We start from the raw sequence: 16,798 nt of genomic DNA on the forward strand, positions 1-16,798 counted from the left end.
CGGGAGCGCGACGGTCTTACGTCGCCCGCGGCGCGGCGGATCATCTGGAAGGGAAATCGTTACGCTGGGTGCGGCGCCCCACATTGCCGATGGACAGGGCGATCCGGGCCGATCCGGTGCGATGGCTCAGCGGGCGAAGCGCTCGCGCAGCGCCTGCGCCTGGGTTTGGATCGCACGCGTCTCCTGCGCCGACAGCCGATCGAGGTGGTGGACCTGCGCGCCCAGTCGGGGATGACGCGCGAAGCGCGTGCGGTGGCGCAGCAGGAAATCCCAATACAGCGTCGTGTACGGACAGGCTTGGGGACCGAGCTTGACGCCGGGCTGGTAGGGGCAACGGGCGCAATGCTGGCCGCCGCTCATGCGCTCGATGTAGGCGCCGCTGGCGACATAAGGCTTGCTTGTCATCCGGCCACCATCGGCGAACTGGCTCATGCCCAGCGTGTTGGGCAGCTCGACCCATTCGACCGCATCGACGTAGACCGCCAGATACCACTCGTGGACCTGCGCGGGCCGCACGCCCAGCAGCAGAGAGAACAGCCCGGTGACCATGAGCCGCTGGATGTGATGGGCATAACCCAGGCGCAGCGTCTGCCGCAGCGCGTCCGCCAGGCAGGCCAGTTCCGTCTCGCCGCTCCAGTAGAAGGCGGGCAGCGGCTGGTCCGCCGCCAGGGCATTGGCCGTGGCGAGCGCCGGCATGTGGGTCCAATAGATGCCCCGCACGTACTCGCGCCATCCGAGCACCTGACGGATGAAGCCCTCGACGCTGGCCAGCGGCGCGGCGCCCGCGCGCCATGCCTGCTCGGCGCGAGCCACCACCTCCCGCGGGCTGATCAACTTCAGGTTCATCGCTGCGGCCAGCTGCGCGTGCCAGAGCCACGGCTCGCCCGGCCACATCGCGTCCTGCCAGAGGCCGAACTCGGGCAGCCGCTCCGCGATGAAGCGCTCCAGGGCGTGCAGGGCCTGCTCCCGGGTCACCGGCCAATCGAAGTCCCGCAGCGACCCCGGATGCTCGGGAAAGGCCTGCTCGACGAGTGCGAGCACCTCGCGGGTGATGTCGTCGGGAGGCACGCGAGCGCGATCGGGCACGAAAGCCGGCCCGCCCGGCGGGAAGGGGCGCTGGTTCTCCGCGTCGAAGTTCCAGCGGTCGCCGACAGGCTCGTCGCCGTTCATCAGCACGCCGTGATGGCGGCGCATGTGCCGGTAGAACACCTCCATGCGCAAGGTCCGGCGTCCCTGGGAGAAGGCGGCGAACTCCCGCACGGTGCAGAAGAAATGCCGGTCGTCGCGCAGTTCGATCGCATGCCCGGCGGCCGCCGCAGCATCGCGCAGCGCCTTGAGCACGCGCCAGTCGCCGGGCGCCGTCAGGACCACGCGTCGCGGCTGCCAGCGCGCCAGCGCGCGCCCGAGTTCACCGGCGAGGCTGCCGGTGTTGCCTGCGTCGTCGAGTCGCACGTAATCCACCGGTCGGCCCAGCCCATGCAACGCCCGGGCATGGTGCCGCATCGCGGAGAGGAAGAGGGCGATGCGGATCCGGCTCGACCAGACATGCTGGGATTCCTCGCGCACCTCCGCCATCCAGACGAGATCGCATTCGGGATCGAAGTCGTCGAAGGCGGAGCTGTGCAGGTCCAACTGGTCTCCCAGCACGATGACCAGCGAGCGCACGGCGCCCTTCATGGCGATGACGGCTTGGCAGGCATGGCGGCGGCGCGGTGTCCGGGCGCCTTCAGGCGCCCGGACACGGGAAGCGTCCCTTCGTTGTTCCGCGTCGATATACGGCGATCGCGACGCCTTGGATCAACGCGGCGAGCGGCCGTCTACCGCAGGCGCTCCATCACGCTGCGCTGATCCGGCCATTCCTGGTGCGAGGCGGCGCGGTGGTTCTCCACCTCGGTGAAGGTCTTGCGCCGCTGTTCGTCGGTCTTGCGCATCGCGCGCGCGATCGAGTCGCGCGTCGTGTCGATCAGCGTGGTGACGGTATTGCTGTCCTCGACGGTGGTGGCGTCGTAGTTGCCGCCGGCGCGGTCCAGCGTGTAGGTGCGCGACTTCTGGAAGCTGGCGCTCAGCGTCTCGGTCTGCGTCTGCGTGATCGAGCGGCCGCCGGTCGCCGCGTTGGGCCGCTCGCCGGTTGTCTGGCCGATCCGGTACTCGGCATGGCCGGCCTCCTGGACGCTGCCGATGCGGCTGGTCCGCTGCGAATCGGCGCTGAAGCTGGCCTGGAAGTCCGCCAGGCCGCTCTGCAGCGATTGCGTCTGCGTGCGCAACCCGTCGCTCATCGGTGCCATCGCGCTGGGGTCGAGGGCGTCCACGGCGCCGCCCTTCGCGGCGGTCGTGGCCTTGGCGGCAGTGCCGGCGCCGCTTGAACTCCCGGTATTCGCCGCGTGGCGGACCGCCAGCAGCGAGGCCGCATCCTGCGGACGCCCACGCCCTTCGCCGGCATCGGAACGCCGGGTGTCATCGACGCGTCGCGTCTCGTCTGGATCCGCGGGCGGAGCCTGCAGCTGCCGGAAGGCGTCCTTGAAGGACTTCGTCATCGCCGCGTCCGCGTGGCTGCGTTCGGCCGCGGCATCGACCTGCTGGAGCAACTGGTCGATGGCCGACCAGCGCCTGCCGCTCGCCGGCGCGCCGGTGGTCGCGCGGGACGTGGCGGCGGCGTCCACCTCGAGCGCCATCTCGCCGCTGGTGGAGCGCAGCGACAGCGACTTCTTCTCGGCGCCCAGTTGCAGCGAGAACGAACGCAACTGGCCGGGCCGGTCGGCCGAGGCGTCGGGATGGTCGATGCGCAGGTCCAGGCCGGTCAGCACGCCGTCGGCGTCGAAGCCCGTCAGGCCGGACAGGTCCAGCGTCGGCACGCCGTCGCCCAGGCCCTCCAGGGCACGGTCCAGGCCGTCGGACAGCCGGGCGAGCGCGTCGCGCTCGGCGCCGCTCAGCGGCCCGGAGCTCGAAACCTCGACCTGCAGGCCGCGCGTGCCGCCCGATTCGCCACTGTTCACGCCGATCTTGAGCTCGACGGTTTGTCCGGAACGGGTCTGCACCTTCAGGCTCACCGTCGTGGCGTTGGTCGCGACGCCGGACAGCGCCTGCTGCTGCAAAGCGGCGGCCGCGGCGGCGGGGTCGGCGCTTCCGGCGCCCTCCGCGTCTGGGGTGCTCGCGGCCGGATCGGTCGCGCCGGCGTCCGGGAGCGCCGGCACGACGTCCGCCAGCGTCTGGCGGTAGCGCTCGCCGGTGTCGGCCAACTGCTTGAGCAGCGCGCCGCCGAGTCCGCGCCAGCGGTCGGACAGCGTGTGGGCTTCCTTGCCGCTGTTGCGCGACATCAGCTCGCTCAGGCCGTCGTCACCGGCCTTGGCCCAGACGCGCCGCGGTCCGGCGCCGGGCGCCGAGGGCCGCGCATACACGGCGGCGTCGGTGGTCGCGGCGTCCAGCGTCACGCGCGTGCCCGCGGTTGAAGCCGCCGGGGAGGCCGCGTCGGCGGCGCGCGAGGACACGCCCGCGGGGCGGAACGAGGCGGCCGCGCGGCGGGCGGCCAGCCGGTCCAGCAGGCCGGGGCCCGCCGAGGCGATGAAGTTCATGCGAAGCGCCTCCCTGGCGGCGGTGTCCCGTCGCTCTGGTGGCGGCGACGGTGATCCCTTCGCTATCGGCCGCCCGCGGCAGAACTTGAGGGGCCGGGCGGCGCGTCGTCGTGCCGGGCCGCGGCGCTCAGACGTGCAGCCAGGCCGCGATGCCCAGGCCGATGCCGATCGCGCCGGCGCCCAGCGTCGCGTATTCCATCCAGCGCCGCTTGGTCAGCAGCGCGATCGCGGCCAGCGCGATGCCCACCTGCAGCGCGGTCGTCGCCTGCGCCCAGCGGTGATGGAGGTGCAGCTGATCGTCGCTGCGGCGGTCCCATTCGGTGGACTCGGCCTCGAGCTTCTCGGCCTGCGCCTTGATCTCGTTCTTCTCGGTCTCGTAGCGGGCGATCTTCTCGCGGTACTTGGCCTTCTGCTCGTCGCTGGCGGTCAGGTCCAGCGCGAACTCGGCCAGGTTCTGCTTGCTGCTCTTGGCCTGGAAGTAGTTCCAGCGGTTGGCGGCCTCGGTCTTGGTGATTGCGGCGTTGTTCTTGAAGAGCCCCGCGTTGGCCTGCGTGGCGCCGCCCATGTAGGAGAAGAAGGCGCCCAGCGTCGCCAGCACCGCGGTGATCACGGCCAGCTGGCCGGCCAGGCCCTTGGGTTCATGGTGCGCGGCGTGTTCGAGCTCGTGGTCGTGCGGGCCGTGGACGTGGAAGTGATTGCCGGACATGGGAGTGGGAGAACGTGGAGTCGGAAGACGGAAAGGAGGCGTGAAGGTTGCCGGGCCGCGGTCGCGACCGGCCCGAGGTCGCGGGCCGGGACGCTCGCTCAGCGGCGGCGCTCGTAGCGGACGAAGTCGTAGTCCCAGCCGTGGCTGCGGTCGGCAGGGCTGTAGTGGCGCTCGCGCGAGACCGGCGCGAAGACCTGCGGGTCGACGGCGGGGAAGAAGGCGTCGGCGTCGAAGCGGGCGTCGATCTCGGTCAGTTCCAGCGCATCGGCGCGCGGCAGGCTGAGCGCATAGACCTGCGCGCCGCCCATGACGAAGACGGCCTCGTCGGCACCGCAGGCATCGAGCGCCGCGTCCAGCGTGGCGAAGACCTCGGCGCCGTCGAGCCGTAGTCCTGGCTGGTGCGACAGCACCAGGTTGCGCCGCTGCACCAGCGGGCGGAACCTGGCGGGGATGGAGTCCCAGGTCTTGCGGCCCATGATCACCGTGTGGCCCAGCGTCAGCGCCTTGAAGCGCGCCATGTCCTCGGGCAGGCGGACCAGCAGGCCGTTGTCGCGGCCGATGCCGCGCGCGCGATCGAGCGCGGCGATGAGGGTGAGATGGGGCATGGGGAACGGCGGCGAAGCAGGGCGGAAACGTCGGGGAGGCGGCCCGCGTCGCGAAGGCGAGGCGGGCCGGGATCGCGAGTTTACGGGCGGCGAGGTGCCTTGCGCGCAGAGCTCGGCTCCGCCTGTCACCACTTGTCGCCGACCGTCGCACGTCGCCCGTCGCCGCCCGGACGTTCAGCGCTCAGCGCTCGACGTTCAGCGCAGCCGGCGGAAGGCGGCGCGCAGTTCCCGGGCGAAGAGCTCGGGCTGCTCCCACGCCGCGAAGTGGCCGCCCTTGTCCACTTCGTTGAAGTAGGCCAGCGACGGATAGGCACGCTCGGTCCACGAGCGCGGCGCGCGGTAGATCTCGCCCGGGAAGACGGTGACGGCGACCGGGATCGTGATCTCGGTGGTGCGCTGGTGGGCGGCGCTGAAATTGTTGTTGTTGTTCTCCCAGTAGAAGCGCGAGGCCGAGGCGCCGGTGTTGGTCAGCCAGTAGAGGCTGACGTCGTCCAGGATCTCGTCCTTGGTCAGGACGCGCTCGGGCTCGCCGCCGCTGTCGGTCCACTCGACGATCTTCTCGACCATGAAGCCGGCCAGCGCCGCCGGCGAGTCGCACAGCGCATAACCGATGGTCTGCGGCCGGGTGACCATCAGCGCGCCGTAGGCGGCGTTGCGGCCGAAGAAGCGGCTCAGCGTCAGGTAGGCGGTGCGCTCTGCGTCGGAGAGCCCCGGCGGCGGTGGATCGCCGGCGTTGATGGGCTTGACCAGCTCGGGCGGCACCGTGGGCGGCATGTTGACGTGGATGCCGAGCAGGCCGTCGAGCTTGAGCCGCGCCATCGCATCGGAGATCACCGAGCCGTGGTCGCCGCCCTGCGAGACGTAGCGGCTGTAGCCCAGGCGCTTCATCAGCACGTTCCAGGCGCGGCCGACGCGCTCCGGACCCCAGCCCAGTTCGCGCGGCTTGCCGGAAAAGCCGTAGCCGGGGATGGACGGGATGACCAGGTGGAAGGCGTCCTCGGCGCGGCCGCCGTGCGCGGTCGGGTCGGTCAGCGGGCCGATGGTCTTGAGCATCTCCAGGATGGAGCCTGGCCAGCCATGGGTGATGACCAGCGGCAGCGCGTTGGCGTGCCTGGAGCGGATGTGGAGGAAATGGATGTCCAGGCCGTCGATCTGCGTGATGAACTGGGGCAGGGCATTGAGGCGGCGCTCCACCTGGCGCCAGTCGTAGCTGCGGCTCCAGTAGTCGCACAGCGCGCGCAGCCGCGCGAGCTGGATGCCCTGCGAGCCATCGGGCACCAGCTCCGGGTCGGGCCAGCGGGTGTCGGCGATGCGGCGGCGCAGGTCCGCCAGCGCGGCATCGGGGATGTCGATGCGGAAGCGCCGGACGGAGAAATCGCCGATCGGGACGGCGGTGGTGAGGGCGGTGGTGTCGCCGCCGGAGAAGGTGACGGCGCCGGTCGGGGCGGCACCGGCGGCGCGCGCGGCACCGGCCGCGGACAGCAGACCCAGGCCGGTCGCGCCGGCGGCAGCGGACGTGGCGAGGAAGCGCCGCCGGCCCGCCGCGTCGCGGGCGGCGGTCGCGGACGCGTCCGGCGTCGGGGTCGACTGGGTCGACGCGCCCGGCAGGGCCGGGGTGGAGGCCGCGTCGGTGACGGCGGGAGGAAGGGATTTCTTGAACATCAGGTCTCCGCATGAGGCTGTGAATGCGGAGGCGATCACATCAAACGCTGCGGCGCGCGCCCATCCGACCCTCGTCTGCAAGACCTGTACGAAGGTAGGTCTTGCGGCTTCGCGGCATGGGGCCGGTGGGGGCGGTGAAGGCGGTGAAGGCGGGCGCGCTCCGGTCCGTCACGAAGCCGTCACCCGCGCCGCGAATGATGGCCGGTCCCCAGCTCCGCCCCTTGCCGCACCATGAGCCCAGCCTCCGATCACGACGCGCTTGTCGAGCGCATCCGCCGCGACCTGCAGGACGGCTACGACGAGGAACTGGAACTCGAGATCGAGGACCGCCACGTGGACGAGGCGCTGCGCGCGCTCGACGAGGGCGACGGCGACAGCGCGCACGGCGAGCGCATCGCCTACTTCCGGCAGCTGTTCCGGCTGCAGCGCGAGCTGGTGAAGCTGCAGGACTGGGTGCAGCACACCCGCCAGAAGGTGGTGATCCTTTTCGAAGGCCGCGACGCGGCGGGCAAGGGCGGCGCGATCAAGCGCATCACCCAGCGGCTGAATCCGCGCGTGTGCCGCGTCGTCGCGCTGCCGGCGCCCAATGACCGCGAGCGCACGCAGTGGTATTTCCAGCGCTACGTGCCGCACCTGCCGGCGGCGGGGGAGATCGTGCTGTTCGACCGCAGCTGGTACAACCGCGCCGGCGTGGAGCGGGTGATGGGCTTCTGCTCCGAGGCCGACGTCGAGGAGTTCTTCCGCTCGGTGCCCGAGTTCGAGCGCATGCTGGTGCGCTCCGGCATCACGCTGATCAAGTACTGGTTCTCCATCAGCGACGAGGAGCAGCACCTGCGCTTCCTGGGCCGCATCCACGATCCGCTCAAGCAGTGGAAGCTCTCGCCGATGGACCTGGAGTCGCGCCGGCGCTGGGAGGACTACACCCGTGCCAAGGAGGTGATGCTGGAACGCACCCACATCGCCGAGGCGCCCTGGTGGGTGGTGGCCGCGGACGACAAGAAGCGTGCGCGGCTCAACTGCATCCAGCATCTGCTGGACCACTTCCCGTACCACGAGGTGGAGCGCGCCGAGGTCCGCCTGCCCGAGCGCGAACGGCATGACGACTACGCGCGCCAGCCGGTGCCGCCGCAGATGTTCGTGCCCGAGCGCTATTGAGCGACGGCCCGCCGCAAGGCGGCGCGCGCCAGCAGGCGCGTCGAATCGAGCGTGGGCAGCGACGCGTTGGCGTCGTCGATGATCAGCGGGATTTCGGTGCAGCCCAGCACGACGGCGTCGCAGCCGCGCTCGCGCAGCGCATCGATCGCGCGCTGGAAGCGCTCGACGGTGCCCGGCTGCACGCGGCCCGGGACGAGCTCGTCCATGATTCGCGCGCCGAGTTCGTCGCGCCACGCGTCGCTGGGCCGGACCGCCTCGATGCCGGCGGCGGCCAGCGCTTCGGGATAGACCTCGCTGCGCACCAGCCACTGCGTGCCCAGCACGCCGACACGGCGGAAACCACGCTGGCACGCCTCGTCCGCGACGACGCGCGCGATGTGCAGCCAGGGCAGCGGCGAGCGCGGCTCGACCAGGTCGTAGGCCTGGTGGATGGTGTTGTCCGGACAGATGAGCAGCTGCGCGCCGGCGGCCTGCAGACGATGCGCGGAGTCGAGCATCAGCGCCGCGACCGCCTCGCGGTCACCGCGATCCAGCGCCTCGACATAGCGGTGCAGCGAGGGCGTGTGCAGGCTGAGCTCGGGATGCGCGTGCGGCCCGAGCAGCCCCGCGCCTTCGGCGCAGATCGTGCGGTAACAGAGGGCGGCGCCTTCGGCGGAACAGCCGACGATGCCGACGTGCAGCGGGTCCGCGGCGGGCAATGGGGCGGAAGCGGTCATGCGCGGATGCTAACGGGCGGCCTGCTCGCGCAGGGCGCTGACTGCGGCGCTAGTCCCGCTCCGCGCGCTTGACTCAGCACCGATCTCGCCCCGCCTTCAGCTCAGGCGTTGGTTCGAGCGGTTCTCGTCGACCAGGCGGCGATAGACGCGGAAGTGCGCCGCCGACGCGCGTGGCTCGCCGAGCCGCTCGCACAGCGCGCCGAGGCGGTAATGCGATTCGGCCAGCGCCGGGTTGAGGTCCAGGGCCTGCTCGAACGAGGCGATCGCTTGCGGCAGGCGACCCGCGCTCTCGAGCACGCACCCGGCGAAGTGGTACAGCGCGGCGATGTCGCCACACCAGCCGACCGCCTGGTCGATGAGCTCGAGCGCCTCGTCATGGCGGCCCTGGCGGCTCAGCAGCGTGGTCAGCCGGGCGAAGGACTCGACGTGGCAGGGATCCTGCGCGATGGCCTGGCGGCAGGCCGATTCGAGGGTGGCTTCGTCGGTGTTGTCGGTCAGCACGGCCAGCTCGGCGATCGCGTCCAAGGCCGCGTCGCTGAGGCGCCGCGCGGAGCATTGCCGCTCGACCTCGTCGGCGCGAGGCGCGGCTTGAGACGCCGGGGTGGCGCGATCAAGCGAGGGGTCGAGCGGGCGCTCGAAGGGGCGGCTGAGCAGACGGTCGGCGGCGGTGATCGGCGGGTTGGTGGTCATGGCATCCCTCTGAAACGTTGCCGTGAACGGTACCCAGGCTTCGCACGCGTCTCTGCCGGAGAGGAGTGCGCGCGCGTGTAGGACAAGCGGAAGTTCCGAGGGCGCCGGGATCAGCGCGGTCCGCGCTCTTCCCGGGGCATTGGCAGCGCGACCCGCACCAGGAGCCCGCCGCCCGGCGCGTCGTGCAGCGCGATGCGCCCGCCCAGGCCCTCCACCACCGCGCGGGCGATCGACAGTCCCAGGCCGCTGCCGGGCTCGCGCTGCGCGGGGTCCCGGAAGAAGCGGTCGAACACCCGCATGCGCAACGCGGCCGGGATGCCCGGACCCTCGTCGGCGACGGTGACGAGCGCCTCGCCGGCCGCCTGCCGGAGCGCGACGCGCACCGTACCGCCCGCCGGTCCGTACTTGACGGCGTTCTCGACCAGGTTGTCGACCAGCGACTCCAGCGCGCCGCGCTGGCCCTCGACGCACAGGTCGGGCGCCGCGGCCAGCTCCAGCTCGACCGAGCGCGCCGACGCCAGCGGCGACAGGGCCGCCAGCCGGTCCTGCAGCAGGCGGTCGAGGCGGATGCGCTCGCGCCGCTCCGCGCCGGGCGCCTCGCTGCGCATCAACCGGAGCAACTGGTTGACCATGCGCGACGCGCGATGGCCGCTGCTCAGCACGCCGGCCATGAGCTGGCGCTCCCGCTCGTCGCGCGCGTCGGCTCGCAGCGCCTCGACGTTGACCAGCATCGCCGCCAGGGGCGTGCGCAGCTCGTGCGCCGCGTCGGCCACGAAGACGCGCTCGCGCTCGCTGCTGTCGGACACGCGTCGCATCCAGCCGTTGATCGCCTCCACCATCACCGCCAGTTCGCGATGGCCCTCGCGATAGGCGAGCGGGGTCAGGTCCTGCGGGCCGCGCCTGGCCATCTCGCGCGCCACCGCGCTCCAGGGACGCATCGCCAGGCGGATCGACAGCCAGGCCGGCACCACGAGGATGGGCAGGCTGATCAGCAAGGGCAGCAGGTAGAAGCCCTTGGAGTAGATCGTGATGAAGACGTTCCACCCCTGGTTGCGCGCGAACATGGTCGTGCGCGTCCCCGAGGGCGCCTGCATGGTCTTGGCGACGTAGGCGACGTCGCCCAGGCGCAGCGGGAACTGGCGGTCCAGCGGCCCTTCGGGGACGAAGTCGGGCGCCTTCGGACTGCGGTACACGATGCGCCCGTGCTGCTGGACGACGAAGCCCGGCAGCGGGTCGTTGATCGCGTCGTAGTCCTCGACGATCGCCTCGTGGGCGCGGTCGAGCACGCGCTGGCGGCGGTCGGGGTCGTCGGCCAGCTCGTCGGCGATCGCATTGATGGTCTCGTAGAGCTTGCGGGTGTCGAGCAGCGGCCGGGCGCCCTGGCTCAGCAGGTAGCCCGCGCCCGCCGACCACAGCAGCGTCAGCAGCAGCATCTGCGCGATCAGCAGCCGCCGCACCAGGCTGGGTTGGGTGAGGGCGCGCGTGAAGTCGCGCACGCGTGAGGCCCCGATGAGCTGCATCTTCATGCCGGCCATTGGACCAGCCCCGCGGCCCGGCACGCGCCGCGCCGCGCGGCGCTTCATGCTTTCTTCATGCGTGGAAAAGGTCGGCTTCATGGACCGCTTTGACACTGCCGACGCGTTCCAGGCCCCGTCTGGCGCTCCAGTGCTCGGGCGGCGGTGTTCTTTCCCATGATCGACATGACCACATCCATGAAGTGTTTCCCCCTCACCCCCATCACCACCGCCCTCCTGCTGCTGCCGCTGTGCGCCGCGGCCCAGGCGCAGACCGGACCCGCATCGGCGTCCGCATCCGCGCCGACGTCCACCATCGTCGTCCAGGGTGGCGTGGCCGTCGCCACGCGCTATGCCGGTTCGGACGAGCACCTCGTCGCGCCGCTGCTGGGGGTGGAGTACGCGCATGCCAGCGGCTTCTTCCTGAGCACGCAGCGTGGCCTGGGCTACGCGGGATCGACCGGCGGCCTGAGCTACAGCGCGGCGCTGGGCTACCGCGGCAAGCGCGAAGAGAAGGAGACGAAGGGACTGGGCGGCAACAGCGGCAGCAAGTACCTGCGCGGCATGGGCGAGGTGAAGGGCAGCGCCACGGCGCACCTGACGCTGGGCTATGCGGTGACTGACTGGCTCGAACTGCAGATCGCCACCGAGCAGCCGATCACGACGCGGACCAACGGCGCGCTCTACAGCCTCGGCGCGGCGGCCACGGTGCTGTCGGGCGGCAGGAACACGGTGGTGCTGTCGGTGTCGGCCAACGCGGCGGACAAGAAGTACATGCAGACCTATCACGGCGTGACCGCCGCGCAGTCGGCGCGCTCGGGTTATGCGGTGTTCACGCCCAAGGCCGGCGCCCACATGGCCGAAGGCGGCGTGAGCTGGCAGCACAAGCTCTCATCGGACTGGAGCATCACCGGCATGGTCGGCGCGCAGCGCCTCCTCGGCGACGCGCGCAAGAGCCCGCTCACGCGCCGCGCGACCTCGCCGGTGGGGGCGGTGTATGTGAGCTACTCGTATTGATGAGCAATGGCCCGGCGATCGCCGGGCGCCCGCTTGCCATGCGAATCGGTTGTCGATCCGCATGGCGCCCATTCCCCACGCCTTGAGTTCGCGCTTGATCGCGAGTTCGCCGGCCGCATGAGGTCGACCGGGAGCGCGTCCTGGGTGTCACACCGCCACCGGCGCCTTGATCGCCGCGTGGTGCTGGTAGTCGCGCAGCTCGAAGTCGTCGAACTCGTAATTGAAGATCGAGGCCGGCTGGCGCTTGATGTGCATCGTCGGGTAGGGGAAGGGCGCGCGCTCCAGCTGCGTCCGCACCTGCTCGAAGTGATTCGCGTAGATGTGGCAGTCGCCGCCGGTCCAGATGAAATCGCCCAGGCCCAGCCCGCATTGCTGCGCCAGCATCTGCGTCAGCAGCGCGTAGCTGGCGATGTTGAAGGGCACCCCCAGGAAGATGTCGGCGCTGCGCTGGTACAGCTGGCAGGACAGCCTGCCGTCGGCCACGTAGAACTGGAAGAAGGCGTGGCACGGCATCAGCGCCATCTGGTCCAGCTCCGCCACGTTCCAGGCCGAGACGATGATCCGGCGCGAATCCGGGTTGGTCTTGAGCTGCTTCACCACCTCGGCGATCTGGTCCACATGGCCGCCGCCCGCCTTGGGCCAACTGCGCCACTGCACGCCGTAGACCGGCCCGAGGTCCCCGTCCTCGCGCGCCCACTCGTCCCAGATCGTGCAGCCGCGCTCCTGCAGCCACTTGACGTTGGAGTCGCCGCGCAGGAACCACAGCAGCTCCAGGATGATCGACTTCAGGTGCACCTTCTTCGTCGTCACGAGCGGGAACCCCTCGTTCAGGTCGAAGCGCATCTGATGCCCGAAGACGCTGCGCGTGCCCGTGCCCGTGCGGTCGCCCTTGGCGACGCCGTGCTCGTACACGTGGCGCATGAAGTCTTCGTACTGGCTGCGCACCGGGCGTGCGGCGGTGGTGTCTGCGGTCATGGGGCGCGATTCTAGAGAAGCCGGGGAGCCCCGCCGGGCGTCAGGCATTGAACTGCAGCGCCGCCAGGCGCGCATACAGCCCGCCGCGTGCCACCAGCTCGGCATGCGTGCCTTGCTCGGCGATGCGGCCGTGGTCCATCACCACGATGCGGTCGGCGCGCTGCACCGTCGCCAGCCGGTGCGCGATCACCAGCGTCGTGCGGTCGCGCATCGCCTCGTCCAGCGCCTGCTGGACCAGTCGCTCGCTTTCGGCGTCCAGCGCGCTGGTGGCTTCGTCGAGCAGCAGCAGCGGCGCGTCCTGCAGCATCGCCCGCGCGATCGCGATGCGCTGGCGCTGGCCGCCGGACAGGCGCACGCCGCGCTCGCCGAGGAAGCTGTCGTAGCCCTGGGGCAACTGGCGGATGAACTCGTCGGCATGCGCGGCCCGCGCCGCGGCGATGACCGCCTCGCGGCTCGCGTCCGGACGGCCATAGCGGATGTTGTCCAGCGCGCTGGCCGAGAAGATCACGCTCTGCTGCGGGACCAGCGCCATGCGCGAGCGCAAGTCCGCCAGCCGCAGCCGGTCCACCGGCACGCCGTCCAGCAGCAAAGCCCCCGACTGGACGTCGAAGAAGCGCTGCAGCAGCTGCAGCACGGTGCTCTTGCCGGCACCGCTGGGGCCGACCAGCGCGACGGTCTCGCCGGGTTCGATGCGCAGGCTGAAGTCGTCCAGCGCGGCGCGGTCCGGCCGCGACGGGTAGTGGAAACGCACCTGCTCGAAGGCGACGCGCGCCGGGCCGGTCGACGCGGGCAGCGCCACCGGCGCGGCCGGATCCGCCACCGGCGACTGCGCGGCGAGCAGCTCCATCAGCCGCTCCGTCGCGCCCGCGGCGCGCAGCAGGTCGCCCCAGACCTCGGCCAGCACCGCCACCGACGACACCAGCAGGATCACGTAGACCACCGTCTGCCCGAGGTGCCCCGCGCTGATCCGGCCGGCCATCACCGCCTGCGTGCCCTGGTACAGGCCCCACAGCAGCGCGCCGAAGGTGGCGGTGATGATGAAGGCGACCAGGAAGGAGCGCACCCGGGTGCGCTTGCGGGCGGTGTCGAAGGCGGCCTCGCTGGCGGCATCGAACCGGGCGGCCTCCCGCGCCTCCTGCGCATGCGACTGCACGACGGTGACCGCGTTGAGCATCTCCGCCGCGATCGCGCTGGTGTCGGCGACGCGGTCCTGGCTCGCCCGCGACAGGCGGCGCACGCGTCGCCCGAAGAACATCGCCGGGGCCACCACCAGCACCAGGATGCCCAGCACCTGCGTCATCACCCACGGGTTGCTGGCGATCAGCAGCGCCACCGCGCCCACGCCCATGATCAGGTTGCGCAGCCCCATCGACAGGCTGGAGCCGACGATGCTCTGGATCACCGTGGTGTCGGTGGTGATGCGGCTGATGACCTCGCCGGTCTGGGTGGTCTCGAAGAATTCGGGGCTCTGCCGCAGCACATGGCTGTAGACGGCGGTGCGCAGGTCCGCGCTGACGCGTTCGCCCAGCCAGCTCACCGCATAGAAGCGCAGCGCCGAGAACACGCCCAGCGCCGCGCCGGTGGCGAACAGCCAGAGGAAGTGTTCCCGCAGCGCCATCAGCCGCTTGCCCGGGTCGGCGGCGACCAGGCCCTGGTCGATCAGCTGGCGCAGCGCGATCGGGAAGACCAGCGTCGCCGCCGCCGCCATCACCAGGAAGACGATCGCCGCGGCGATCCGCCCCCGATACGGCCGCAGGAAGGGCCACAGCGCCGGCGCCATCGCCCGCAAGGGGGGCGGGTTGCGCACGGCGTTTGCCTGAGCCTCAGCCGAAGGGCCGGTGCCGGGGGGCGAAGCCGGGGTGGTCGAGGCGCCCGGGCGCGTCGAGGAGGGAGACATGGCGGACATCGGATCAGTTTAGGGGGCCGGTGTGGCGGAAAAGTCCCCACCCGCAGAAAGCCCATCCCAGGCAGTGATTGGCAAGGCAATCATTGCCTAAGCAATAATTGTCATCAAGTCTTTCCGCAGCCTGCCTCCCGGAAAGCCGAAGTCAGAAAGCCCAGCCATGAGCCCCAACTTGCCGCCTCCCGCCGATTTCTACAGCGCCGACAGCTTCACCTCCGAGCCCAGCCTGGGCTGGCTGCTGCGCCAGATCAAGCAGTCGATGGTGCTGCAGGCCGACAAGATGCTGGGCCAGCACGACCTGACCCACGCCCAGTGGGCGCCGATGCTGCGCCTGCGCTTCAACGGCCCGATGTCCAGCGCGGCGCTCGCGCGTGAACTGGCGATGGACGGCGGCGCGATGACCCGCCTGCTGGACCGGCTCGAGGCGAAGAACCTGGTGCGCCGCGAGCGCTCGGTCGAGGACCGGCGCGTGGTGATGGTGTCGCTGACCGAGGTCGGCGTGAGCGCGATGGCGGCCGCGCCGGGCGTGCTGTCCAAGGTGTTCAACGATCACCTGGCCGGCTTCACCGACCACGAGTTCCGCACGCTGATCGGCCTGCTGCAGCGCGTCGTCGCCAACGGCCATGCGATCCGCGACGCGGGCCTGAGCTCCGAGACCTCGATCCTGGACAAGGACGATTGACCCGCACCTGTCGATGACGATCTCCCGCTGCTCTCTCCCCCTTCACAAGAACAACAGTCCCGAGGAACCCCCGATGACCTCCCGATCCCTTCATCGCACGACGCTGGCGCTGGCCATGGGCGCGGCGCTGCTGATGGTGCTCGCCGCCTGCGCGCCCATCCCCAAGCTGGCCGAGCCGGGCCGGCCGATCGACGGCGACGAGGCCGTCGCGCGCCTGGGCCTCGAGGCCGGCCCGGCCGAGGCGCTCGACGCGCAATGGTGGAAGGCCTTCCGCGATCCGCAGCTGGACGCGCTGGTCGACCAGGCGATCGCGAACTCGCCGACGCTGGCGCTGGCACGGGCCCGCATCGCCCGCGCCGCGGCGCTGACCGAGAACGCCGAGGCGGCCCGGCGGCCGGCGGCGGAACTCGAGGCCGACGCGACGCGCCAGCGCTTCAGCGAGCACGGCATCTACCCGCCGCCGCTGGCGGGCAGCGTGCAGACGCTGGCCAACATCCAGGCCGGCCTGAGCTACGAATTCGACTTCTTCGGCAAGCACGATGCCGCGCTGCAGGCGGCGCTGGGCCAGCAGCGCGCCGCCGAGGCCGACGCGGCCGCCGCGCGGCTGAGCGTGTCCAACGCCGTCGCCAAGGCCTACGTCGCGCTGGCCCGCAGCCAGGCGCAAGGCCGCCTGCTGGAGCAGCAGAAGGCCTTGCGCGACCAGAGCCTGGACCTGGTGCGCCAGCGCAGCGCCGCCGGGCTGGACAACGGCCAGGACCTGCGCGTGGCCGAAGCGCCGCTGCCCGACATCCAGCGCCAGCAGGTCGTGCTGCGCGAGCAGCAGGCGCTGTTGCGTCACCAGATCGCCGCGTTGACGGGGCAGGGGCCGACGGCCACCGCGTCGCTGGATGCGGCGCTGCCGGGCGCGCTCGACTGGCGCCAGGCGCCGCATCTGGATCTGCTGGGCCGCCGCCCGGACCTGGCCGCCGCGCGCGCCCGGGTCGAGGCCACCGCCCAGGACATCCGCGTCGCACGCGCGCAGTTCTATCCGAGCGTCAGCCTCACGGCCTTCGTCGGCCTGAACTCGATCGGGCTGGACGATCTCTTCAAGAGCGGCAGCCGCCAGTACGGCGCCGGCCCGGCGCTGCACCTGCCGCTGTTCGACAGCGGCCGGCTGCGCGCCAACCTGCGCGGCAGCGCTGCCGAGCAGGACGCCGCCATCGCCAGCTACAACGCCGCCGTGCTGGACGCGGTGCGCGACGCCAGCGACCAGGTCACGACGCTGGATTCCCTGCGCCTGCAGGGCGCGCAGCAGGACGCGCTGGTGGCCAACGCCGACAGCCAGGCCGCGCTGGCCGAGCAACGCCATCGCGCCGGCCTGACCGGTCGCCTGGCGCTGCTGACCGCGCAGCAGAACCAGCTGCTGCAGCAGCGCGGCCGCATCGACCTGCAGGCGCTGACCGTCGACGCGCAGATCAACCTGATGCGCGCGCTGGGCGGCGGTTACAGCGAACCCCGCCGCGCCGAGGCGCCCGCGCCGACCGCGCCGGCCGGGCGCGGCTGACGCCCGTCCCGCCAGGACGCTTCCGCAGGCAGCAACCGAACCCGCATCCGGACGCCGGCAG

At 71.4% G+C, this 16,798-nt stretch carries 14 protein-coding genes; 4 read left to right on the forward strand and 10 right to left on the reverse strand.

Features of this window, described 5'->3' with window-relative positions; genetic code table 11:
- Nucleotides 1-126 precede the first annotated feature (126 nt).
- The 5 genes from BM393_RS08785 to BM393_RS08805 form a co-directional block, all read right to left on the reverse strand.
- The gene (locus BM393_RS08785) at nt 127-1,677 is read right to left on the reverse strand and encodes a cryptochrome/photolyase family protein (RefSeq protein WP_091724403.1); all 1,551 of its coding nucleotides are present in this window, start codon (nt 1,675-1,677) and stop codon (nt 127-129) included.
- A gap of 140 nt (nt 1,678-1,817) precedes the next feature.
- Nucleotides 1,818-3,569 (reverse strand): hypothetical protein, encoded by a 1,752-nt coding sequence (locus tag BM393_RS08790; RefSeq protein ID WP_091724404.1) that lies wholly within the window; start codon nt 3,567-3,569, stop codon nt 1,818-1,820.
- A gap of 127 nt (nt 3,570-3,696) precedes the next feature.
- A complete protein-coding gene (locus tag BM393_RS08795; RefSeq protein ID WP_091724405.1) occupies nt 3,697-4,275 on the reverse strand; it encodes a DUF4337 domain-containing protein in 579 nt (192 codons plus the stop codon).
- A 98-nt stretch (nt 4,276-4,373) separates the two neighbouring features.
- Nucleotides 4,374-4,880 carry a dihydrofolate reductase gene (locus BM393_RS08800; RefSeq protein ID WP_091724406.1) on the reverse strand — a complete coding sequence of 169 codons (507 nt, stop codon included), beginning with the start codon at nt 4,878-4,880 and terminating at the stop codon, nt 4,374-4,376.
- A gap of 195 nt (nt 4,881-5,075) precedes the next feature.
- A complete protein-coding gene (locus tag BM393_RS08805; RefSeq protein WP_091724407.1) occupies nt 5,076-6,542 on the reverse strand; it encodes an epoxide hydrolase family protein in 1,467 nt (488 codons plus the stop codon).
- Nucleotides 6,543-6,773: 231 nt separating this feature from the next.
- On the opposite strand from BM393_RS08805, the gene ppk2 reads away from it, so the two are divergent.
- Nucleotides 6,774-7,697: a polyphosphate kinase 2 gene (gene ppk2, locus BM393_RS08810; RefSeq protein WP_091724408.1), complete on the forward strand. Its 924-nt coding sequence runs from the start codon at nt 6,774-6,776 to the stop codon at nt 7,695-7,697.
- Here the strand turns inward: ppk2 and BM393_RS08815 are convergent.
- The 3 genes from BM393_RS08815 to BM393_RS08825 all read right to left on the reverse strand — a co-directional run bounded on the left by BM393_RS08815 (nt 7,691) and on the right by BM393_RS08825 (nt 10,629).
- Nucleotides 7,691-8,413, reverse strand: coding sequence for an aspartate/glutamate racemase family protein (locus tag BM393_RS08815; RefSeq protein WP_091724409.1), 723 nt, complete (start codon nt 8,411-8,413; stop codon nt 7,691-7,693). The genes ppk2 and BM393_RS08815 overlap by 7 nt on opposite strands.
- Before the next feature lie 96 nt (nt 8,414-8,509).
- Nucleotides 8,510-9,103, reverse strand: coding sequence for a tetratricopeptide repeat protein (locus tag BM393_RS08820; protein WP_091724410.1), 594 nt, complete (start codon nt 9,101-9,103; stop codon nt 8,510-8,512).
- A gap of 110 nt (nt 9,104-9,213) precedes the next feature.
- A complete protein-coding gene (locus BM393_RS08825) occupies nt 9,214-10,629 on the reverse strand; it encodes a HAMP domain-containing sensor histidine kinase (RefSeq protein WP_175538235.1) in 1,416 nt (471 codons plus the stop codon).
- A 186-nt stretch (nt 10,630-10,815) separates the two neighbouring features.
- Between BM393_RS08825 and BM393_RS08830 the strand changes: the two genes are divergently transcribed.
- On the forward strand, nt 10,816-11,634 hold the full coding sequence (locus BM393_RS08830) for a MipA/OmpV family protein (RefSeq protein WP_175538236.1): 819 nt from the start codon (nt 10,816-10,818) through the stop codon (nt 11,632-11,634).
- A gap of 147 nt (nt 11,635-11,781) precedes the next feature.
- Here the strand turns inward: BM393_RS08830 and BM393_RS08835 are convergent, their stop codons facing one another.
- Both BM393_RS08835 and BM393_RS08840 read right to left on the reverse strand, forming a co-directional pair.
- Nucleotides 11,782-12,609, reverse strand: coding sequence for a thymidylate synthase (locus BM393_RS08835; RefSeq protein ID WP_091724412.1), 828 nt, complete (start codon nt 12,607-12,609; stop codon nt 11,782-11,784).
- A gap of 40 nt (nt 12,610-12,649) precedes the next feature.
- Nucleotides 12,650-14,389 (reverse strand): ABC transporter transmembrane domain-containing protein, encoded by a 1,740-nt coding sequence (locus tag BM393_RS08840; RefSeq protein WP_254783409.1) that lies wholly within the window; start codon nt 14,387-14,389, stop codon nt 12,650-12,652.
- A 283-nt stretch (nt 14,390-14,672) separates the two neighbouring features.
- Here BM393_RS08840 and BM393_RS08845 point away from each other — a divergent pair, with 283 nt between their 5' ends.
- Together BM393_RS08845 and BM393_RS08850 are read left to right on the forward strand one after the other, a co-directional pair.
- Nucleotides 14,673-15,194: a MarR family winged helix-turn-helix transcriptional regulator gene (locus BM393_RS08845; RefSeq protein ID WP_091724414.1), complete on the forward strand. Its 522-nt coding sequence runs from the start codon at nt 14,673-14,675 to the stop codon at nt 15,192-15,194.
- 73 nt (nt 15,195-15,267) lie between these two features.
- Nucleotides 15,268-16,737 carry an efflux transporter outer membrane subunit gene (locus tag BM393_RS08850; protein WP_091724415.1) on the forward strand — a complete coding sequence of 490 codons (1,470 nt, stop codon included), beginning with the start codon at nt 15,268-15,270 and terminating at the stop codon, nt 16,735-16,737.
- The last annotated feature ends 61 nt before the right edge of the window (nt 16,738-16,798 follow it).

The organism is Mitsuaria sp. PDC51 (assembly GCF_900113225.1).
Lineage (GTDB): Bacteria > Pseudomonadota > Gammaproteobacteria > Burkholderiales > Burkholderiaceae_C > Roseateles.